This window comes from Methanospirillum stamsii, from assembly GCF_003173335.1.
GTDB lineage: Archaea > Halobacteriota > Methanomicrobia > Methanomicrobiales > Methanospirillaceae > Methanospirillum > Methanospirillum stamsii.
This window is the reverse complement of the sequence record NZ_QGMZ01000031.1, coordinates 1-20,649: the sequence shown is the minus strand read 5'-3', so window position 1 is coordinate 20,649 and position 20,649 is coordinate 1. Positions and strand designations below refer to the sequence as shown.

General features: G+C 45.0%; 19 protein-coding genes. 12 read left to right on the top strand and 7 right to left on the bottom strand.

The window, feature by feature from the left end:
- Window positions 1-20: 20 nt before the first annotated feature.
- On the bottom strand, window positions 21-1,676 hold the full coding sequence (gene thsA, locus DLD82_RS13705; RefSeq protein ID WP_109941697.1) for a thermosome subunit alpha: 1,656 nt from the start codon (window positions 1,674-1,676) through the stop codon (window positions 21-23).
- 53 nt (window positions 1,677-1,729) lie between these two features.
- The gene (locus DLD82_RS13700; protein ID WP_109941696.1) at window positions 1,730-2,644 is read right to left on the bottom strand and encodes a transcriptional regulator; all 915 of its coding nucleotides are present in this window, start codon (window positions 2,642-2,644) and stop codon (window positions 1,730-1,732) included.
- A 126-nt stretch (window positions 2,645-2,770) separates the two neighbouring features.
- Here DLD82_RS13700 and DLD82_RS13695 point away from each other — a divergent pair, with 126 nt between their 5' ends.
- The 7 genes from DLD82_RS13695 to DLD82_RS13665 all read left to right on the top strand — a co-directional run bounded on the left by DLD82_RS13695 (window position 2,771) and on the right by DLD82_RS13665 (window position 9,432).
- Window positions 2,771-4,015: a tRNA(Ile)(2)-agmatinylcytidine synthase gene (locus tag DLD82_RS13695; RefSeq protein WP_109941695.1), complete on the top strand. Its 1,245-nt coding sequence runs from the start codon at window positions 2,771-2,773 to the stop codon at window positions 4,013-4,015.
- A gap of 47 nt (window positions 4,016-4,062) precedes the next feature.
- Window positions 4,063-4,989: a deoxyhypusine synthase gene (locus DLD82_RS13690; RefSeq protein ID WP_109941694.1), complete on the top strand. Its 927-nt coding sequence runs from the start codon at window positions 4,063-4,065 to the stop codon at window positions 4,987-4,989.
- On the top strand, window positions 4,986-5,627 hold the full coding sequence (pyrF, locus tag DLD82_RS13685) for an orotidine-5'-phosphate decarboxylase (RefSeq protein WP_109941693.1): 642 nt from the start codon (window positions 4,986-4,988) through the stop codon (window positions 5,625-5,627). Before DLD82_RS13690 ends, pyrF begins: the two co-directional genes overlap by 4 nt.
- A 56-nt stretch (window positions 5,628-5,683) precedes the next feature.
- Window positions 5,684-6,046, top strand: coding sequence for an anaerobic ribonucleoside-triphosphate reductase (gene nrdD, locus DLD82_RS13680; RefSeq protein ID WP_109941692.1), 363 nt, complete (start codon window positions 5,684-5,686; stop codon window positions 6,044-6,046).
- A complete protein-coding gene (locus tag DLD82_RS13675; RefSeq protein ID WP_109941691.1) occupies window positions 6,043-6,945 on the top strand; it encodes an adenosylcobinamide amidohydrolase in 903 nt (300 codons plus the stop codon). Before nrdD ends, DLD82_RS13675 begins: the two co-directional genes overlap by 4 nt.
- An 89-nt stretch (window positions 6,946-7,034) precedes the next feature.
- Window positions 7,035-8,864 (top strand): hypothetical protein, encoded by a 1,830-nt coding sequence (locus DLD82_RS13670; protein WP_109941690.1) that lies wholly within the window; start codon window positions 7,035-7,037, stop codon window positions 8,862-8,864.
- Window positions 8,857-9,432 carry a nucleic acid-binding protein gene (locus tag DLD82_RS13665; RefSeq protein ID WP_109941689.1) on the top strand — a complete coding sequence of 192 codons (576 nt, stop codon included), beginning with the start codon at window positions 8,857-8,859 and terminating at the stop codon, window positions 9,430-9,432. Before DLD82_RS13670 ends, DLD82_RS13665 begins: the two co-directional genes overlap by 8 nt.
- Window positions 9,433-9,447: 15 nt before the next feature.
- Here DLD82_RS13665 and DLD82_RS13660 read toward each other — a convergent pair whose 3' ends face one another.
- On the bottom strand, window positions 9,448-11,286 hold the full coding sequence (locus DLD82_RS13660; RefSeq protein ID WP_109941688.1) for a S8 family serine peptidase: 1,839 nt from the start codon (window positions 11,284-11,286) through the stop codon (window positions 9,448-9,450).
- A 196-nt stretch (window positions 11,287-11,482) separates the two neighbouring features.
- Between DLD82_RS13660 and DLD82_RS18290 the strand changes: the two genes are divergently transcribed.
- Both DLD82_RS18290 and DLD82_RS13655 read left to right on the top strand, forming a co-directional pair.
- Window positions 11,483-11,623, top strand: a complete 141-nt coding sequence (locus tag DLD82_RS18290) for a eukaryotic translation initiation factor eIF-2-beta/eIF-5 family protein (RefSeq protein WP_146199812.1) — start codon at window positions 11,483-11,485, stop codon at window positions 11,621-11,623.
- A gap of 34 nt (window positions 11,624-11,657) precedes the next feature.
- A complete protein-coding gene (locus DLD82_RS13655; protein ID WP_181391452.1) occupies window positions 11,658-11,828 on the top strand; it encodes a LiaF transmembrane domain-containing protein in 171 nt (56 codons plus the stop codon).
- Window positions 11,829-11,835: 7 nt separating this feature from the next.
- Here DLD82_RS13655 and cofE read toward each other — a convergent pair whose 3' ends face one another.
- Genes cofE through glyA form a run of 4 tightly spaced genes read right to left on the bottom strand, consistent with a single transcriptional unit; the run spans window position 11,836 to window position 15,480 of the window.
- A complete protein-coding gene (gene cofE / locus DLD82_RS13650) occupies window positions 11,836-12,612 on the bottom strand; it encodes a coenzyme F420-0:L-glutamate ligase (protein ID WP_109941686.1) in 777 nt (258 codons plus the stop codon).
- On the bottom strand, window positions 12,609-13,418 hold the full coding sequence (gene folP / locus DLD82_RS13645; protein WP_109941685.1) for a dihydropteroate synthase: 810 nt from the start codon (window positions 13,416-13,418) through the stop codon (window positions 12,609-12,611). The genes cofE and folP overlap by 4 nt, the downstream gene beginning before the upstream one ends.
- On the bottom strand, window positions 13,400-14,239 hold the full coding sequence (gene folD / locus DLD82_RS13640) for a bifunctional methylenetetrahydrofolate dehydrogenase/methenyltetrahydrofolate cyclohydrolase FolD (RefSeq protein ID WP_109941684.1): 840 nt from the start codon (window positions 14,237-14,239) through the stop codon (window positions 13,400-13,402). The genes folP and folD overlap by 19 nt, the downstream gene beginning before the upstream one ends.
- Entirely contained in the window at window positions 14,236-15,480 is a 1,245-nt protein-coding gene (glyA, locus tag DLD82_RS13635) for a serine hydroxymethyltransferase (protein WP_109941683.1), read from the bottom strand. Before glyA ends, folD begins: the two co-directional genes overlap by 4 nt.
- Window positions 15,481-15,650: 170 nt before the next feature.
- On the opposite strand from glyA, the gene DLD82_RS13630 reads away from it, so the two are divergent.
- From DLD82_RS13630 to DLD82_RS13620, 3 genes are read left to right on the top strand one after another with little or no spacing between them, the layout of a single operon-like run.
- Entirely contained in the window at window positions 15,651-16,094 is a 444-nt protein-coding gene (locus DLD82_RS13630) for a DUF7518 family protein (RefSeq protein ID WP_109941682.1), read from the top strand.
- A 38-nt stretch (window positions 16,095-16,132) separates the two neighbouring features.
- A complete protein-coding gene (smc, locus tag DLD82_RS13625; protein WP_181391451.1) occupies window positions 16,133-19,576 on the top strand; it encodes a chromosome segregation protein SMC in 3,444 nt (1,147 codons plus the stop codon).
- Window positions 19,566-20,300, top strand: a complete 735-nt coding sequence (locus DLD82_RS13620) for a segregation and condensation protein A (RefSeq protein WP_109941680.1) — start codon at window positions 19,566-19,568, stop codon at window positions 20,298-20,300. Before smc ends, DLD82_RS13620 begins: the two co-directional genes overlap by 11 nt.
- The last annotated feature ends 349 nt before the right edge of the window (window positions 20,301-20,649 follow it).

Here is a 20,649-nt window from a genome sequence, read left to right as displayed (position 1 = left end):
ATATCAGGTGGTTGGGAGGGTTACATACCCATTCCCATATCGCCCATTCCACCCATACCGCCCATGCCTCCCATTCCGCCTGGTGGCATATCCGGAGCGGCTGACTTGGCTGATGCGATAATGTCGTCGATACGCAGGATCATAACTGCGGCTTCTGCGGCACTTGCAATTGCCTGTGTCTTTACACGCAGTGGTTCGACAACTCCTTCCTTGTACATGTCTGCCGGTTTTGCTTCAAAGACATTCAGACCGACTGTCTTCTGACCTTTTTCGTGGGCTGCACGAAGTTCAACAAGCATGTCGATCGGGTCAAGACCTGCATTCTCTGCAAGAGTCCGGGGAATAATCTCGAGTGCTGCTGCAAATGATTCGATAGCGAGCTGGGCACGTCCACCGACACTTGCTGCGTATTCACGAAGGCGTAAAGACAGCTCTGTCTCCGGAGCTCCTCCACCTGCTACACACTTCTTGTCTTCGAGGACAACACCGACAACACGGATTGCATCTTCGAATGCCCTGTCAAGTTCTGCAACAACATGCTCGGTTCCTCCACGGACGATGATGGAGACTGCTTTTGGGTTCTTGCATTCTTCGACAAAGATCATCTCTTCGCCGGAGATCTTCCGCTCTTCAACAATTCCTGCATATCCAAGTTCTGAACCCTGGATTGCATCGATGCTGGAGATGATGGATGCACCGGTTGCACGGTTCAGTTTTTCCATGTCGGATTTCTTGACACGGCGGACTGCAAGAACGCCTGCCTTTGCAAGATAGTGCTGAGCAATGTCGTCAATACCCTTCTGACAGAAGACAACCTTTGCACCACTCTTGATAACCTTGTCGACGATGGACTTTATCATCCGTTCTTCTTCGTCAAGGAATGCCTGGAGCTGGTCTGGGCTTGTAATATTGATCTCTGCGTCAACTTCGGTTTTCTTGAACTCGATAGCTGCGTTGAGGAGCATTATTTTTGCTTTGGTAACCTTTTCAGGCATACCCGGGTGTACACGTTCCTTGTCGATGACCATTCCAAGAATGATCTCGGAATCTTCGATTGACCCACCGACTTTCTTTTCAATCTTGATATTCTCAGTGTCAACCGAGCCATCAGTCTCGGCAACCATGGTGACTGCCTTGACTACAAGGTCACAAAGGCTTTCCTTTGCTGCTTCTGCGCCCTTTCCGGTCATTGCGGTCTCGGCGATTTTCTTCAGAATCTTTGTATCTTTTGCCTTGACGTCGATTGCAATGATCTTCAGCAGTTCCTGTGCCTTCTCTGCTGCCATCCGGTATCCGTGTGCGATAACCGTCGGGTGAACATCCTGTTCAAGGAGTTCTTCAGAGCGTTTCAGGAGTTCTCCGGCAATAACTACAGCGGTAGTGGTTCCGTCACCGACCTCGTCATCCTGGGTCTTTGCGACTTCCACCATCATTTTGGCAGCCGGGTGTTCAATGTCCATCTCTTTGAGGATGGTAACTCCGTCATTGGTAATTACAACATCACCAATGGTATCTACCAGCATCTTGTCCATGCCCTTTGGTCCGAGAGTAGTCCGGACTGCATTGGCAACGGCCTTAGCTGCGGCGATGTTCATGCCCTGTGCATCGCGCCCGCGTGTACGGGAACTTCCTTCTTTAAGGATAAGAATTGGCTGTCCTCCAAGTTGTGTCGCCATAAAATATCACCACGTTGTAGGATAAGGTTGTTTAGTGGTTCTATATAAAAATATCAGTTTAATATCAGGTTGATGAGGTCATCAGGTTCATCAAGAGAAAGAAGGGAATCTTCGCTGATCATAAGTGTACGTCCGATTCTGCGTTGTCTTTGATCATCGGTCATAATGCACATGGCATGTGTCCGCGTCACCTGGGAAATATTGCCGATGATCCCTGCACGTCGTGACAATTTCTGGGATGAACCATATCCGGTAAGAATTGTATGCGAATCATATCTGACCAGTGCCTGAAAGGGAGCACGATACATCGGCTGGATATCCATTCCCATCTCCTCAATAACAGCTCTGATAGGAATCTCATCTGGTTTTTTTGCCGGTTCCTCAAAATGAGAATTATACTGGATAAGGTCTATTGGTTCGACCACGCCGGAATCAAAGGTTTCCTCGATTCGAAGAGCAATCTCAATGGTGGTTCCCATTCCGGCTTCGTATTTAGCAACGGTTCTGCGGGAGACACCCAGAATCTGCCCGAGGTCTCCCAGTGAAAGACTGGAGTTTTCTCTGAGTTCCCGAAGTCTTTCCCCGCTGATATTAACATATAAACCACCCGGCGAGGCATAAATCAGGGGAGGTGAACCTTCTACAAAATAGTCGTGAAGGGTTGGATAATTTATTGCAAAAATACCATACCGTACATAAACTGCGCCACGTTCAAGTTCAGCATCACGAGCTCTTTCACCGACAATGAGTGGTGAACCGGAGAGATTTCGTGCTATCCTGTCAAGATCACGGGCATTCTCTTCGCTGATACTGTCAATGTGCGAAATAACCTTAAGGACAAGGATCTGATCTCCATTACTTGCAATAATGTCGAAACTCTTAGGTCTCATTGCAAAAAGCTCGGACACTTCGTATCCGGCCATAATCATCACACTGATGACATTACGGAGCAGACGATCCTGGGACATTTACCGTTTATGATACTTGTATTATTCCTGTACATAAGCAATCCGGTGCGCAGTTGAATAAAACGGTCAAACCTGAAGAATGAATAATATGAATATTCAACGCAACGCTGCTCGGAAAACGATGTTATGAGTGATGTTCTTTTTTATCTCGGTCTTGATGATACTGATGCTCCTGAGGGTATGTGCACAACATGGCTTGGTACTTTACTCGCACAAACATTGCAGAAATCCGGGATGAGGGTTTTAGAGTCGCGACTGGTACGCCTCAATCCGACAATTCCCTATAAGACTCGCGGAAATGCTGCGATTTGTCTGCAAATCAAAGGAGATCCCGCTTATGCTTTCATGGTAGCATGTGAGATGGTAAGCTCCCATGCGGTCCTGTCCTGTCAGAATACTCATCCTGGAATTGTGGTATCGTTAAGAAAACCCCCTTCAGATTTTTATTTAAAAGCAGTAACTGATATCTGTTCAATCGAGGAAGCGAAGAGAATAATCTCCGAATATGCTTTGTACCATCAGGAGTACAAACTCGGTCGTGGTCTTATCGGAGCTACTGCAGCAATATGTAGTGAGTTTTCTGATTTCACCTGGGAATTCCTGGCGTACAGAAAAAGAGATCGGTTTTTAGTTCCCAGAATATTTGATGCCGATAGTTTTTTCTTATCCGAAGAACTCACTTCACCTAAAACCTGGGATACCTGGGATTATGATGAAGCCCGTCCGGTCTGTATCCCTCACAGTCCGGATCCTGTTTTATATGGGATTCGTGGAGATTCTCCATTCTCCGTTGCTCATGCCGCTTCTGTGATTAATTCAGAACCATATGATTTATTCCATATTTGGAAGACAAATCAGGGCACCGATGCTCATCTGGTCTTATTCACCGGAGACAATCTTCATGAGGGTGTTTCGTATTTTATGAAGGGAACGGTTCTTGAAGATCCGGTTACAAAGGAAGGTGGTCATGTATCGTTCCGTCTCCAGGTTGAATCATCCACAATACTGTGTATGGCGTTCGAGCCCACCAAGAAGTTCAGGGATTATGTCCGGTTGCTAAGGAAAGGAGATGTAATCCTTGCAGCCGGAAGTTTTCTTAGGGATACCCTGAACCTTGAGAAGTTTTTTCTGTATTCAGCAGAACCTTACGCGATTAAAAAAGTCCCGGTCTGTCCGGTCTGCAATAAAAGGATGACCAGTGCCGGGTCAGGGAAGGGATATAAATGTCGATCCTGTGGTCATCGGGAACGTACCTATGAGAATGAGTATCAGGACCGGGCAATCAGTCAGGGGTGGTATGAAGTTCCCCCTGGTTCAAGGAGGCATCTTTCAAGGCCCCTGAAACGAGGATTTGTTTCGCCTGACCTCTGACTATGATACATCAGATACTTGGTATTTGAGCGCATATTATAAGGGGTATGGAATGTGAAGTGCCGGTAAAGCAGGTGCATCTGAAACCTGGTATGACGGTTGAAAACCTGATACAGGTGATGGAACAGGCAGGCGCATATAATGGCGGGGCTCTGACCCGTGCTGTGCAGATAACCGGTACGATGTTCGAAAGAAAAGATATGACCCGTTTTTTCGGACTGGCTGGTGCCATGGTTCCGGCAGGCATGGGAGGGATCATCTCAGATTTGATGGATGCAGGATATGTTGATGCTCTCGTCTCAACCGGTGCCAATCTCACTCATGATGTCATCGAGGCAATCGGGTGTCATCATTACCGGGGCACGGAAAAGTGCAATGATGTAGAACTCAGGCATGATGAGATCAACCGTATATATGATGTCTATCTTCCGAATGAGTCTTTTATTCAATTTGAAGAGTTTATGCAGGATGTCCTTTCAAAAATTCCTGATGGCTCAGTTCTCTCAATTTCCGAACTTTTAGAACACATTGGTTCTCATTTAAAAACCGGGATCCTTGCAACTGCTGCCCGGAACAAAATTCCTGTCTTCTGTCCGGCAGTTCAGGATTCAATGATAGGTCTGCAGTTCTGGCTCTACAGGCAGACTCACAAGATTGTTGTTGATGCATTCGCGGATATGAACAGGATTATGGACATCTGTTTTTCAGCAGAAGTTGCCGGAGCATTTCTCATCGGAGGGGGAGTCCCGAAGAATTATATATTGCAGAGTATGCTGATGACTCCGAAAGGGTTTACTTATGCAGTACAGCTTACCGGTGACCGACCTGATCTCGGTGGTCTTTCAGGAGCTACCCTGGATGAAGCCAGGTCATGGGGTAAAGTGGATGAGGATGCAAAGACGGTTACCGTCTATGGGGATGCAACCATCACCCTGCCTCTTATTATCTCTGCAGCACTGGAGAGAATTGTATGACTGAAATAATCCTCGCCCTCGATGTCATGAAAAAAGACAAGGCCGTCTCAATTGTTCAAAAGGCAGCGCCTTATATTGACAAAGTAAAAATCGGGTATCCGCTGGTACTTGCTGAGGGTCTTGGAATTGCAGAAATATTATCTGAATACAAAAAACCCCTGATCGCTGATTTTAAGGTTGCAGATATTCCCAATACCACACGCCTTATTGCAGAGGAGGTCTTTTCCCGCGGGTTTTCTGCTATCATTTGTCATGGATTTGTCGGACATGATTCTGTCCGGGCATGTGTGGAGACCGCTCATGAAAACATGGGAGAGTGCTATGTGGTGACGGAGATGAGTCATCCCGGTGCAGTTGATTTCTTCCATGGCGGGGTTGCTGAACGGATTGCAGAGCTTGTCTGTGAAGCGGGTGCAGATGGAATTATTGCACCAGCTACACGGCCTGAAAGGACCGCAGTTTTGCGCAGTCTTATCGGGAATAAAAAGATCCTCTCACCCGGAGTTGGTGCCCAGGGCGGGGATCCGGATGCAATCGCCGGTATTGTGGATGGAATCATTGTTGGAAGGGCAATTTATGAGTCATCTGATCCGGCAGCAGCAGCACGCCAGTACTCATGTTTCAGGACTGGTATTTGAGGTAATTATTTTTGTTTTCCAATATGCTAAAAGGAATAACGTGAATACCTATGAGTATGAACTGGACTGCTGAACAGCTCAGGATTGCAGATAAATACACCTGCAAAGATGAAATTCCTGAAAATGAACGAAGATATAAATGTCATACCTGTCACCGTATCGTTGATGAGAGTCCATGCCCGGTCTGTGGCGATGTGAATCCTGAAATCATGTGCCCGCTTGATAATTGCGATTGTTCTCATGAGATTACCGGGACTATTGAATACTGCCCATTGTGTGGCGAGCCGGTATGCCCGGAGTGCGGTTGTCATGATGTTGTCCAGATTAGCCGTGTTACGGGATATCTTCAGGATGTTTCCGGATGGAATGCAGGGAAACAACAGGAATTAAAAGATCGTCAGCGTTATAGTGTGGCATGAGGTATTACCTCAAATCTTCTTCCCTGGTAATCAGGGGATCATTTCGGGCTTTAAGTTCCGGTCATGATGGTGGTATCCGGAATTGTACAACTCTTTTAAATCACCAGGTGAAACCGGGATTTTCCGAAAGTCCGGATTTCCTTATTGAAAATCTGGTTATGTCATTAGGCCTCTTAAAGAAGGATTCTGTATGTCTTCTCACCGCGGTGTCGATGAATAATTTATGTATTCTCTCTATTGATCCGGTTACCGTCTTCATCACCGCTGGGATCACTCATCCTGACCCGGGATCCTCCTTATCTGATAATAAAAACCCGGAGGCCGGGACAATAAATATCATTGTTGTTACGAGGGATTTTTCTGACCAGGGTCTGGTTGATGCGGTAATTACTGCAACTGAAGCGAAGGTTCTGGGGCTTCGGGAGTCCGGGCACTCTTTTGCCGGAACTCTTACTGATGCGGTAATTGTTGCGTCAGAAGACCCGGGGTCAGTTCGGTACGCTGGTAGTGCAACAGATGTCGGTAAAAAGATCCATGAAGCGGTTTTTTTCGGGGTTCAGGAAGCCCTTAAAAAGCCTATAATCAGTGATGGACATACAAAACCCTCCTTTTTTATCTGGAGTAGTATCGGAGGCAATCACTGGATGTTATGGGAGAAAAATAATTGTCCGTACTACCCCTGTCATTTTCCTGGTCAGTGCTGTGATTTTTGTTATTGTCCCTTATATCCCTGTGGGGATACCAGTCTTGGTGACTGGATAGAAAAACCCGGAAAAAAACCAATCTGGGGATGTACCAGATGTATCCTCAATCATTCTCCGCAGGTGACCCGGCACCTCTTGAGAAATCCGGAAGCGTCTCTTTCTGAATTGAAAGCAGTTTTTTTAAATAAATCCTGATATTCCTTTTAATCATTCCGGTATTACTTTCACCCTCCGGGTATGCGGTTTTATATGTTCCATCAACTGACCTATGCAATGGAGATGAAATGGAACTTAAAGAAATTGCAGACAGGATCTCCGAAAAATTTGCAGCAGAAGGTCATATAATTGACCGGGCTAAATTAGAGGAGAAGATCAACCGTTTTGTGGAAGAGTTTTCTGTTCCCCCCGCAGAAGCGGAACGGTCAATAATAGGTGATTATGCCCGGCAATTTGGAATGGAAATTCCTTCTGCCAGTCCACCCAGACAAGACGCAGATGCAGTAACTCTTATTTCAGAGATTCAGGCAGAGCAGTGGGTAACCGTTGAAGGACAGATTGTAACACTCATTCCGTCACGTTCTCCTTCAGTTGCCCAGAGCGGGGTAATCTCTGATCAAAGCGGGACAATGCGTTTTACGGTCTGGGCGAAAGCGAATGCTCCGGTTATGGAACAGGGAAAATGGTACCGGCTGGAATCAGCAGTGGCTGACGAATATAATGGCCAGGTAAGCCTGAAAGTCCATTCCGGAACTACGATAACAGAACTCTCTCCTGAATCTGTTCCGGAAACCGTTATTACTGCAGTATCAGAAATAAAACCAAAACGATGGATAGCAGTTGAAGGTGAAGTAACAACACTTTTTCCGCCAAGGTCTCCTTCGATTGCTCAGTCCGGGATCCTTGCTGATAATTCCGGAACAATACGCTTTACGGTCTGGGCTTCAGCGAATGCACCTTTACTTGAACAGGGTCACTGGTACCATCTTGAGCTTGTTGAATCAGACGAGTTTAACGGGCAGGTCTCAATAAAAGTTCATGCCGGAACGAAAATTACTCCGGTATCAAAAGATGAGTTACCTCAAATAGAAAAAACACCCGTCGGGCAGTTAAAGCCGGGTGTAGCCTTGGTTCATGGGAAAGTTGTAACGATAGAGAAACAACCTTCAGAACAAATACTGCAGAGGGGAGTAATTGCTGATGATTCCGGTGCGATAAGGTTCATTATCCGGAATAATCCCGGTGCAGAACCCTTGGTTGAAAACCAGTGGTATACAATAAACGGCGCAGTCGTGGACAGATACCGGGGGACTTTAAGTATGCAGATACCCCCTGGATCAGCTGAGCCGCTTGAAGAAGATACCAGCATCAGACCAAATATTATCCCAATTACTCAGGCAGGCCCGGGTATTGTCTGTCTCCGGGTTAAGATGGTTCAGGAATATGAAAGTACGTCTGATCGTCTGCTCCAGGCAGGGATTCTGGGCGATGAATCCGGCACCATCCGGTTCACCATCTGGAAGGATGATAATTCTGTCAGATTGGATCCGGATACGGTTTATAGCATCTATTATGCTTCGGTTGATGAGTTTAACTCCCGTCTTTCGGTGACATTAAACGGGGCAACCTGTATTCCTGAAGAAAATGTAACGATGCAGGTGAGAACCTCCAATGAAGAGGTATGTGGTGCATTTGTTCACCTTTCACCGGGATCTGGGCTTATCAAACGCTGTCCGGTTGAAGGATGCGGAAGAGTTCTGTCCAGGCAGAATTATTGTCCGGTGCATGAAATACAACCCAATTATGTGTATGATCTCAGGGTTAAAGGGTGGCTTGACACCGGAGTTAAAACGTATGATACCATTATTTCGAGAGAAGGTGTCGAAGAACTTACCGGACTGAACCTCATTTCAGCCCAGGAGATGGCTGAAAATGATCCTCTTGGTCTTGAAACCGTGTTTTATCATATGAATGAACAGATTCTGGGGAGATATCTTGTCTGCAGGGGACGCAGTCTTGACAACCGGTTTTTTGCATATAATTGTGAGTATCAAAAGTTTGATTCCGGTCTTCTGGCTGAACTGATTAACCGTGTGGAGGGAGAGTCTCATGAGTGATAATGCAGCATTCCGTCGGTATGAGCGTGAACCTGCAAAAAGGGTTTTTGCAGCAGAGTTACGGGAAGCCTTTCACCATTTTCGTGAAGGAACCGATGAAAAAAGCCCGACTTTTATCCTTCTTCCGACCGGAGAACGGTGCAACCGTATTTTTATTGCCGGAACACTGACAGAAAAGAAAAAATCAGAAGGAGAAGCAGTTTTCTATCAAATCCGGGTGATGGATCCGACTGGTACTTTTTTTGTTAGTGCAGGCAGTTATCAGCCAGAAGCCCTTCATCAGATCTCTACGATTGAATCTCCGGCTCATGTTGTTGTTATTGGCAAACCCGGAGTCTTCCAGTCACCGGATGGAAGAAATCTGGTGTCTGTCCGGGCAGAATCAATTACAGCGGTAGATAAGTCTGTTGTGGATTGCTGGATTCTTGATACTGCCAGGCTTTCTCTTGACCGTATTGAGAAGAATACCGATGACGCTGATCATCAGAAAGCTGCGGAGATCTATCAGCGGGCCTTGGACTCTTGGCGTCCTAAAATTAAGGATGCTCTCTCTTCAATTCAAATATAAAATTTTTAAAAAAGGTTAAATTACGGTTATTAGCCGCTGTTTATAGAGTGAACTTGACAATCCACCCCTGTACGTTGTTAAACGAATGGAATATGTTCCTTTTTTAAGATAGGTGTGATATGGGTTTTTCTGATAGGAAAATCCACCGTCTCCAAATGACCATGTCCATCTGGTCGGACTTCCGTATGACTGATCGATAAACTGGACACGTAAGGGAGCTTTTCCGTATGTCGGTGAAGCGTAGAATGCAGAAACCAGTTTAGTTGTTGGAGTCTGAGTTGTCGTAGGTGTTGGCGCTATTGTCCTGGTTGGTATCGGAGTAATTGTTGGTGTCTTTGTAGGATAGGAAGTCGGGGTCGCGGTCGGAGTTGCTGTTGGAGCTATTGTAGGTGTTGATGCGCCCAGGGCCTTTGCAGCATTCAATCTGCCACTAGTTGCGACTTTTCCGGATAATGATGAAACAATGTCTACATTACTCAGAATTTTACTTTTTATCGCTGATCCGGTAAGTGAAGGACTCTTTGATTTTAATAAGGCTGCAACTCCTGATACATGTGGCGTTGCCATGGATGTACCGCTCAAATACCGGTAGCTGCCAGAAGAAGTTGTACTGTATATGCTGACTCCTGGTGCTGCAAGGTCGACTGATCCGGATCCATAATTAGAGAATGAAGCCAGATTATCGTTATAGTCAGTCGCAGCTACTGAAATGATATTGGCACTTTGGAACGCTGCCGGATATTGCGGGTTCACATCAGAATTTTTGCCACTGTTACCTGCAGCACACACAACAACTGCTGAAGAAGCATCTATAGCATCTTTTAGAGACTGGGTGTATCCTGTTCCGGACCAGGAATTTGAGATGACTGTGGCTCCCATTTTGTTCGCATATAAGATTGCAGAGATTGCATCGGATACATACCCTGATCCTGCGGCGTTGAGGAATTTGAGGGGCATTATCTTAACATTCCATCCAACTCCGGCAACACCAACACCATTGTTTCCTACTGCAGCAATGGTCCCCGCACAATGAGTCCCATGGCCATTATCGTCTTTTGGATCATTGGTTTTGGCATTGAAGTTCCATCCTCTGATATCGTCGATATACCCGTTTCCATCATCATCAATACCATTGATGGTCTCTCTTGAATTTTGCCAGATGTTTGCTGCAAGGTCCGGATGGGTGTAATCAACGCCGGTGTCCACTACTGCTACTATCACCGATGAAGAACCGGTGGTACTACTCCAGGCTTCAGGTGCATCAATATCTGCATCGGACTTTCCATAAAACGGAGCCTGTCCGGTGTTATCGAGTCCCCATAAATACTGATATCCGGGATCATTCGGGTACGATGCGCTGGTAATTCCAAATTCTGAGATTTCCTGTGTTTTCCCTGTCTTTTCAACAGGACTTAATGAGATCTTGTAATCAGGTTCGACATACAAAACATCAGGATTGTCTTCGTATGATTTCAGTGCTCCTTCAAGTGAATTACTTGTGACCTGAACTATCTGCATACCCGGGATACCTTCCGATTGAAAATCACTGACGACTGAGGTTCCGGCTTTTGAATTGGTTACAGACTGAACAGACATCATTGCCGATTCCGTTCGTAATTGATCGGTTTTATACCTGACAATCAGGCGATCAGGTGCATATTCTGTAGAAACCTGTAGGGCTTTCTCCGATGGAGGTGCAGCAGATGACTGGATTGTTAAACCTGTTTCTGACGGATATCCTGTTTCCTGATTCTTTTTTTCAGGTATAGCAGATCCCGCCTGCGTAATCGCACAGATAATTACCACTAAAATAACCAGAAAAGTGGCAGCAGAAATATATTTGGTTGGTGCCATAATTACCCCCTGTGAAAAGCACAGATATTTTTCTTATTTGACGTCTATATGAAAGAAGCTTCCCTTATTTGTTAATATTTGCCAGATAGAAACGGCAGATTTTTTATCTGTTTTATTAGATTATATGCAACACCGGTTTAAAATAGATAAGAATCAAGAAATGTAATCATACCCTCCCCCGGGTGATGCTGATACTATGGGAGATATACTCTGCCCCAAGTGCAATTCGAAAGATACGGATTTTGATGATCTGGTTACTACTGAATCAGGCAGTATGATTGCCAAATGTAAATGTAATGCATGTGGTCATACCTGGGATATGCCATTTGGTTTGTAAATTATGTGAAGTAGGAAAAAATATGCAAAATTATATGAACAGAATGAGTATTGGTGGATTAGTTCTTGGAATATTCATTATTAGCTGGGGTATTGTATGGCTTGGTAATGATATGGGTTATTGGAATGTTAGTTTTCCATTCTGGCCGATAATCGTAATACTGGCCGGAGTTGTAATTCTGCTGCATGGATTAAAAAAGTATTAATTTTCATTTAATCTGTTTTTAGTTGTTTTTTAAGGCTTCCGATAAAAAGGCATTCATCAGGAGATATTAGTTCAATTCCTTCGAATTCTCCAAAAGGAACCTCAAGACCTCTTACAAGAACTGCAGGTATACGCTCGTCAGATTCTCCCATTATAAGCTCGGCTGCGGATGCAATATTATCTGCGACAGCTCTCCGAGTAACCTTTAGTTCCCTTCCAAAAAGATCCTTTTTCCCTCGTTCATCTATAACAGCAGGTATTCCTGAACATGCAATCGCAACACCCCCACAACCATATCGCATGGGATGTGTTCTGCTGTCAATAATGAGGACTGCAACAAGTTTTCCTGACTTTTGGAAGATCTCAGTCCGTATTTTTTTTGCCGTTGCATCAGGATCTTCAGGTAAGAGTGTCACTTGTCCGTCCGGAGCATTCGATCCGTCTATCCCGGCATTGGGGAGCAGGTGACCGGATTTAATACAGAGCAAAAAACCTGGTATACCTCCGATAATAGATTCTGATTCTCTTAGTACAATCTCTACAAGTGCAGGGTCCATGTCATACTGATGAGCAACCTCTTTTGCTCTTTCTGAAGGCACCTGATCAGAAAGACTTGCAATCCTTCCCTGCGCAGTTGCAACAGCTGATTCTGCGATAACCAGAATATCCTTATCCTCGAAGGTGAGATGCAGATTATTCATCGCATTTTGCACATAAGAAAGGAGAGAGTCTTTGGGCTTTATGATTTCAGTCTGCAGACCAAAAATCTGAAATGATGGGTTCATGAGAATTCCTGCAGGTGAATGACTGTGTTGATAACATCGAGAGTTTCAGGGATGTCATGCGCTCGCACTACATCTGCTCCTTTTTCGATGAGGCTGGTTGTAACTGCAAGGGTTCCTGCCAGTCGATCATCGGTGGATCTTCCGGTCAGATCGCCGATAAATGATTTTCTCGAAACTGCTGCAAGGAGGGGAAAATCAAATTCTTTAAGGTCTGAAAAGCGGCTACACAATTCCCAATCCTCCTGGGGGTTTCTTTCCGGAATCCATTTTCCAATTGCCGGATCGAGGATGATATTTGTGATATCATAAGCCGCTGCCCGCCTTATGACATGACTAACATTCTCGATTGTTCCATTGAATGTTAGAGCATCTCCCGGTATTTTTGAAGTAGCCATTAAAATAGCCGGAAGGTCTGAGTCTGCAACCAAAGATCCCATTTCAGGGTGTAATAATCCGGATATATCATTAACAAGGGAGATATCATACTGAAGGGCGGTTTTTAAAACCTCCGGATGCATGGTATCAACACTGATACAATAACCAGAACCTTCAAGAATGGAGAGGCACTCTTCGATTCTTTGACATTCTTCTGCCACAGATATCGGAGTGCTTCCGGGAGCAGTGCTTCTTGCACCAATATCAAGAATATCGGCACCCTGTGAAACCATCTGTTCTGCAGTCTCTTCGATAGAAGAAAAGGGAACAAATGATCCGGAGTAAAAAGACTCCGGACTTAAATTCAGGATTCCCATCAGTACAGGACGATGCCCGCCGATGTGGATTCCCTTCACATGAAATGAACGCATCGGTTCCTTGCGATATCTGCGGTGTTTTCCATAAGAGATGCAATAGTCATCGGACCTACACCTCCCGGAACCGGGGTTATTGCACCGGCAATCTTCTCAACTTCTGAGAAACTGACATCGCCACAGAGTTTTCCATTTACCTGGTTTGTTCCGACATCTATGACTGATTCCCCGGGTTTTACCATGTCTGCAGTAATAATTCCTGCTCTACCTGCAGCACTTACCAGAATATCCGCCTGTCTGGTAATTTCAGCAAGGTTTTCTGTTTTACTATGGCAGATGGTGACCGTGGCATCGGCATGAAGGAGCAGGAGTCCGATGGGACGTCCGACGTCAACACTTCTCCCGACAATTACGGCCCTTTTGCCTGATGTCGGAATATTATATTCTGAAAGAAGAGTCATGATACCCTTTGGGGTACACGGCCGTGGACCTGGAAGCCCGGTCATCAACCTTCCCATATTCAGAGGATGAAATCCATCAACATCCTTTTCCGGGTTAATTGATGCGATAACCGATTCTGTATCAATGCCTTCCGGGAGTGGGAGTTGAACTAGTATCCCATCAATATCAGGATCTTCATTTAACTGTCTTATCCGGTCGAGAACCGTTTTGGTAGTGGTATCTGCCGGAAGGGTGACATTAACTGAATTGATGCCCACCTGTTCACATGCACGGTGTTTCATGCGGACATACATGTGGGAGGCAGGATCATCCCCGACAATAACAGTTGCCAGGGTGGGTGACAACTTTTCTTCGAGGATATCTTCTTTTAACAGTTCCAGTCGCCGTGCTGCAAGTCCTTTACCATCGAGTATCATGACAAATCAGGATAAAGAGGGTATTTGCTGGCAAGAGATTTGACTTCTTCCCTGACCTTTTCCTGGAGAGTGGTATTTTTGGATTCGCGGATGATTGAAGAGATCCATTCACCAATCTGTTTCATTTCACTCTCTTTCATACCCCTGCTGGTGACCGCGGGGGTTCCTACCCGAAGACCGCTGGTAACAAATGGACTTTTTGTCTCGTTTGGAATGGTATTTTTATTGACCGTTATTCCGGCATTTCCAAGAGCCTGTTCTGCTTCAAGTCCGGTAATTCCAAAGTTGGTCAGGTCAAGAAGACAGAGATGGTTATCCGTTCCACCCGAGACCAGTCTTACATTATTACTCTGCAGGGTGTCTGCAAGAACACGTGAGTTTTTTACGACCTGCTGTGAGTATTTCACAAATTCCTTTGTTGAGGCTTCCTTGAAACATACCGCTTTTGCAGAGATTATATGCATGAGCGGTCCACCCTGCATTCCCGGAAATACTGACTTATCTATTGGAGCTGCCCATTCTTTGTCACAAAGGATAAATCCACCACGAGGGCCGCGGAGGGTTTTATGTGTGGTGGATGTGGTAAAGGTGGTGTGTCCCACCGGGGTTGGATGGATGCCGGTGGCGCAAAGACCTGCGATGTGCGCAATATCTGCCATACAGTACGCATCCACTTCATTCGCAATTTCGGCAAAAGCCTTAAAATCGATCTCCCTCGGGTAGGCACTAGCACCACAAACGATGATTTTTGGCTTTACCTTTCGTGCCATCTCAGCAATGCTGCCATAGTCCATGCGTTCTGTCTTCAGGTCAACACCATACTGATGGGACTCATAGATTATTCCTGAAAAGTTGACGGGTGAACCATGAGAAAGATGTCCCCCCTGAGACAGGTTCATTGACAGAATTTTATCTCCGGGTTTTATTGCCGAAAAATACACTGCCATGTTGGCCTGACTACCGGAATGTGGCTGAACATTTGCATGCTCTGCACCAAACAGGGAACAAACTCTGTCACGTGCCAGGTTTTCAGCCATATCATGAAATTCACAGCCGCCATAGTATCGTTTGCCAGGATATCCTTCGGCGTACTTGTTCGTCATGATAGAACCTGAAGCTTCAAGGACTGCCCTGCTTACGACATTTTCTGAAGCAATGAGTTCAAGACCGTTAATCTGACGATTGGTTTCTTTATCGATGATCGCTGCAATTTCTGGATCAGTCGTTTCCAGATAGGACATGTGCATACACATCTGGCATATAAGGTAATATGGCTTTGTGGCCTTTGTGAGAATTGGGTATTCAGGATGTTGAAATATTGTTATTTCGAAAAAATGAGAAGGGGAATATATATGTATTAGTATCAAATAGTTACAAAGATAGTAGAACCGGACAAACAGGTCTGTTATTCATGAGTGACGAAGGATATGGGACGAATAATCTTGATGAACGGGTCCGTCTGCTCGAGCGGAAATTAGCAGATCTGGATGCCCTTATCAAGGGTCTTACCGATGAAATGCTGGACATGAAGGCTGTTGTTATGAAACTAAAGAAGGAACAACGGCCCCCACCGGTAATTCAGGCTGTAGCTCCGCCAATCTCAAGAGGGAAAGTTGAGCGTGAGATTACCGAGATTAAGAGTGATCCTGAAAAAGTCCAGCCACATCCGGTAAAAGGCAAGGTAACTCTGAAGATGCAGCCAGACGGGACATTACTGCCCGAAAAAGATATGGGTGATGACATTATTGTCGCCTCTGCCCGTACTGCCAGGATGAAAGCAAAAGATAATCAGGGCAGACCAGGTCAGAATGATCTCATTATTGCAGAAGATAAGGATCCTGCAGAAGGTTCGTAACCTGAATATCGTTCCCATCCTTGCTCTGGTGTAAGGGTTTGCATATAACACAACTTGAGATTGATAATTTCAAATCATTTGGGAGAAAAACAAAAATCCCATTTTTACCTGGTTTCACCATAATTTCCGGACCAAATGGATCCGGGAAAAGCAATATCATTGATTGTATCCTTTTTGCACTGGCTCTTTCTTCATCCCGCCATCTGCGTGCTGAGAGACTGACTGATCTTCTGAATCTAAATTCTGACCGGAATATTGCAGAAGTTGAAATTACCTTTTCAGATGGCACAATAATCAAACGTCGAATAAAAAGAACTGAAAATACCTATTACAATTATCTTTACCTGAACGGGCGTTCCTGTCGCCAGGGAGAGCTGCTGGATTTTCTTGCCGGCCATGGTATTGTTCCTCATGGTTACAATGTTGTCATGCAGGGTGATATCAACCGAATCATCGAAATGAGTGATACGGAGCGCCGGAAGATAATAGATGAGATAGCTGGTGTTGCAGAGTTTGATACGAAAAAAGATTTGGCTCTTGGGGAACTTTCCCAGGTAAAAGACCGGATTTCGGAAGAATCTGTTCACCTTGAGGAACTTACTCTCCGTCTGAAACAGCTTGAGAAGCAGAAAGAACAGGCTGTTCAATACCGGACATTACAGGACGAATTGAAAAATCTCACCCGGTGTCTCAGTGCTGCACGTCTTGCGACCAAGAAAAAAGATCAGGATGCACTTATTCAGGCGATATCAGAAGAAAAAAGTCAGGTTACCCAGATAGAAGGAGATATTTCCTGGAAATCGCATGAACGGGATTTTGTAAAAGAAGAAATCGGGGCCATCGACCAGAAAATTACCGCGAAAACCGGTAGTGAATATATGGCTCTTGTTTCCCGGATTGCTGAGGCAAAGGCGGCTATTGATAGTCTTCATCGATCTATTGACAGGGCAGGAAGGGACCGCGATGAGGCTAACAAAAGATTATCTGAGTTATTCGCTGGTGTAAAAAGACAGGAGGAACGTGCCGGAGCAAGAGACTCTGAATTGCGCAGTCTGATGATAGACAGGACCAATCTTTCTATGACTACTTCAGTAGTACAAAAAGAGTTTGATCGGATTTCACAGACAATAACACGGGAAACAAAAGGTCTTGAAGAAGATGAGACCCAGTTGGAATCATTGCGGATGAAAATCCATGATGCTCGTGATTTACGGGGAGAACTTCTCCACCAGCAGGATATACTTATTGAACGTTCCCGGATGCGCAATGCCGAATCTGATCGGCTCACTTCCAGGATTATCGCTATTGAAAAAGAACTGGTCATAAAAAATGAGGATGTTGCTGCCCTTAAGAATGCATTCGACCGGTTGAATGAAGAAAAGCGCGAGTATGACCGGCGGATGGGAACATATGACACTGCTCTTTATACCAAACGAGAAGAACACGAACGGATACTTAGACAGATTCGTGATCTAAAGATCGAAATTGGGAAAAAAGAGGCACAACAGCAGGTCCAGGGTCGGTATAGCCGTGCTATGGAGGCAGTTATGGGGATGGAGGGAGTATGTGGGACCATTGGAGATCTCGCTTCCTGCAGACCTGAACATGCAACGGCCATGAATATTGCTGCTGGTGGAAAGATCCATTTTGTTGTCGTGGAGAATGACCAGATTGCTGCTGAGGCGATCCGGTATCTACAGGAAAATAAACTTGGCCGGGTAACATTTCTTCCCCTCAATAAAATCAGGTCAAAACCACTTCCTCCTCTTCCATCAGGCAATGACATCATCGGATTTGCAATTTCCCTTCTGGATTATGATCCGAAATTTGATGTGGCATTTCGAGTGGTGCTTGGCTCTACTCTGGTTGTGGATTCACTTGAACATGCCAGGAAGAGAATTGGCACATTCAGGATGGTTACTCCTGACGGGTCACTGGTTGAGCCTTCCGGTTCAATGACTGGTGGCAGTGTGAGAAAAGAATCCGGAGGATTTGGTTCATCATCAGTTGATGAGGTGAAGGAGCTCTCCGCCCGTCTCTCAATGATAACAACCGAGGAACAGATTCTTGCAGGAGAATTATCTGTCCAAACGGGTGAACGGGACGAGACACAAAAAAGAAGACTAGAACTTGAAAGTGCTATCGTTCGTGCAAAAGGTCAGATTGAATCTGCCGAATCTGCAGTGACTTCTCTCATATCAGAGATGGATTCGCTCAAGACTCAACGTTCAAACGCCGGGATAGGAGAACCCTGTGGAGTTGATGAACTTGCTGCGGCAGAAAAGGCGATTGAAGAGAAAAATGAGGAAATTTCAAGACTACAGAAACAGGTAGAAGAAATTTCTGTGCGTCTTTCTGATACCGGGATACCTCTTCTTTATGAGCAGCGTGAGGAGTCGCAAAGACAGATAGAGGAAGTTCAAAGACGACTTCGGAATAAGGAGCAGGAAATTGCTGAAATCCGGTTGGAACTCTCCTTTGCACAAAAGAAGGTGGATGAAGAACGCCAGCAGATGGAACGTGTCCGTGAGCAGATCAAACGGTATGATGATGAAATAGAGGCCTGGAAATCGGAAATAGGTAGTAAAGAAAACGAAATAAAAGATGCTGAGCAGACCGTCGCACAATTTTCACAGGAGATAGAAGGGCTCCGGACCGAACGGGCATCTCTTTCGCAAAAAGCTGATGCATTTGATGCAGAGGTCCGTGAATTTGTTGGTAAAATGGATCGGATCCTGCTGAAAATTGAAAGCATGGATGAAAAATTACTCCTGATTAATGCAGATATTAAAAGTCTTTCAGAGGAAGCCGGAGACTCTGTCACTTCTCTTACTGAACAGGAGATCGATGAACGAATTGAGACTACTTCCGTTTCTATTGGTAAACTCGGGGATGTGAACATGCGTGCAATTGAAGAGTATGAGCAGGTTCACGCGGTGGTTTCTGAACGGATGTCCCGTATTGAGGTTTTGGAACGGGAGATGTCTGATATAAAAGATCGAATTGAATTTTTTTCCAGGAAAAAATTTGAGGCTTTTAATGAAGCATTTCAGGAAATCGATAAAAATTTCCGGGAAATTTTTTCACGTCTTACCATGGGCACCGGTGAGCTGAAACTTGAAAATCCTGAGGATCCCTTTACTGGTGGATTATCTTTTGCTGTTCAGCCAAGGGACAAAAAAGTTCATCATCTGACTGCCCTTTCCGGTGGTGAAAAATCACTGACAACTCTGGCGTTTATTTTTTCGATTCAGAAAGCAATTCCTGCTCCATTTTATGCGTTTGATGAAGTTGATATGAATCTTGACGGATCAAATGTAGTAAGGATCGCTGAAATGATTCGTGAATTGTCACATACATCGCAATTTATCAATATCTCTCTTCGAAAACCGATGATAGATGCTGCTGACAGGATTCTGGGTGTTACTATCCGGCCCGATAAAACCACTCTTGTAACCGGGGTGAGCATGGATGATTCATGATCCGGTTGAAATCCTGGTGAAAATGGCGGAACGGGGTGAAATTGATCCCTGGAATATTGATATTATTGAAGTAACGGATAAATTTTTTGAGGAGATGGAAAAAGAGGAGACTCTTGATCTCCGGCTTTCTGCCAGAACACTTCTTTATGCAGCAACATTACTCCGGATAAAATCCGAATATCTGAAAGAGCCGGAAGGAATTGAAGACAGTGATGGAGATTACGGGTTTGAAGAAGATTTTTCTTCAGGGGATTCACTCGTTCCCGCATCACATGATCCGGTTTCACTTCTGGAACATGAGATAAAGCGACGGCTTGAACGCAAAAATATGAGAAAGCAACCGATTACTCTCTATGATCTGATTAATCTTCTCCGGAATGCTGAAAAGGAAGAACGGAGGCGTCAGCGTGACCCTTGGGTAATCGAAGGGCTGGTATATACTGAAGAAGTGGTTTCTATCGCCCATGAAGAAGCGTACCATGATAGTGCAATGGAAGTCTTATCCTGTTGTCTTGATTCAGCTTTAGATGGTCGGACTACTCTTTCTGATGTTGCAAAGAAACTTACCTGGCCTCTTGTTCATGTATTTATTCCACTGTTATTCCTGATGCACGAAGGGCAGGTTCTTATTTACCAGGATACCTTCTTTGGCGAGGTTTATATTGAGCCTACTACGGCGACATCTCCCATTTCCGGAATTTGTGAGGGTTTGACCACGAACTGATTCTGCGCTATTGTGATATCATAGTTCACTAGAGATTTAGAAAATTTGATTATATTGGAGCGGTTTTCTTAAAAATATCCGGGTTGTTCAAGATTCATTTTGAGATTAACTTTTTTTTTCTCTCATTTCACAAGTTCAGGAGGTTGTGTCATTTTACAGAATTCGCCGGTATGTATTTATGGGGCGTCGTTCAACTATGTAATCCCACACGCTTCCTGAAACATCAGGAGCCAGCGGCCGGGGTTAGTTGTTTCGAGGGGAACAATACGAAAGTATATATGTTTCTGCGAGCAACGTAAGAGGCCGTTTTAATGGAGAACCGACGAATACCTTCAGGGTAATATTGGTT

What these genes read in the sequence shown, in the direction of transcription:
- thsA (WP_109941697.1), bottom strand. Translation starts at nt 1,676, where the DNA reads ATGGCGACACAACTTGGAGGACAGCCAATTCTTATCCTTAAAGAAGGA.
- DLD82_RS13700 (WP_109941696.1), bottom strand. Translation starts at nt 2,644, where the DNA reads ATGTCCCAGGATCGTCTGCTCCGTAATGTCATCAGTGTGATGATTATG.
- DLD82_RS13695 (WP_109941695.1), top strand. Translation starts at nt 2,771, where the DNA reads ATGAGTGATGTTCTTTTTTATCTCGGTCTTGATGATACTGATGCTCCT.
- DLD82_RS13690 (WP_109941694.1), top strand. Translation starts at nt 4,063, where the DNA reads ATGGAATGTGAAGTGCCGGTAAAGCAGGTGCATCTGAAACCTGGTATG.
- pyrF (WP_109941693.1), top strand. Translation starts at nt 4,986, where the DNA reads ATGACTGAAATAATCCTCGCCCTCGATGTCATGAAAAAAGACAAGGCC.
- nrdD (WP_109941692.1), top strand. Translation starts at nt 5,684, where the DNA reads ATGAACTGGACTGCTGAACAGCTCAGGATTGCAGATAAATACACCTGC.
- DLD82_RS13675 (WP_109941691.1), top strand. Translation starts at nt 6,043, where the DNA reads ATGAGGTATTACCTCAAATCTTCTTCCCTGGTAATCAGGGGATCATTT.
- DLD82_RS13670 (WP_109941690.1), top strand. Translation starts at nt 7,035, where the DNA reads ATGGAACTTAAAGAAATTGCAGACAGGATCTCCGAAAAATTTGCAGCA.
- DLD82_RS13665 (WP_109941689.1), top strand. Translation starts at nt 8,857, where the DNA reads ATGAGTGATAATGCAGCATTCCGTCGGTATGAGCGTGAACCTGCAAAA.
- DLD82_RS13660 (WP_109941688.1), bottom strand. Translation starts at nt 11,286, where the DNA reads ATGGCACCAACCAAATATATTTCTGCTGCCACTTTTCTGGTTATTTTA.
- DLD82_RS18290 (WP_146199812.1), top strand. Translation starts at nt 11,483, where the DNA reads ATGGGAGATATACTCTGCCCCAAGTGCAATTCGAAAGATACGGATTTT.
- DLD82_RS13655 (WP_181391452.1), top strand. Translation starts at nt 11,658, where the DNA reads ATGAACAGAATGAGTATTGGTGGATTAGTTCTTGGAATATTCATTATT.
- cofE (WP_109941686.1), bottom strand. Translation starts at nt 12,612, where the DNA reads ATGAACCCATCATTTCAGATTTTTGGTCTGCAGACTGAAATCATAAAG.
- folP (WP_109941685.1), bottom strand. Translation starts at nt 13,418, where the DNA reads ATGCGTTCATTTCATGTGAAGGGAATCCACATCGGCGGGCATCGTCCT.
- folD (WP_109941684.1), bottom strand. Translation starts at nt 14,239, where the DNA reads ATGATACTCGATGGTAAAGGACTTGCAGCACGGCGACTGGAACTGTTA.
- glyA (WP_109941683.1), bottom strand. Translation starts at nt 15,480, where the DNA reads ATGTCCTATCTGGAAACGACTGATCCAGAAATTGCAGCGATCATCGAT.
- DLD82_RS13630 (WP_109941682.1), top strand. Translation starts at nt 15,651, where the DNA reads ATGAGTGACGAAGGATATGGGACGAATAATCTTGATGAACGGGTCCGT.
- DLD82_RS13620 (WP_109941680.1), top strand. Translation starts at nt 19,566, where the DNA reads ATGATTCATGATCCGGTTGAAATCCTGGTGAAAATGGCGGAACGGGGT.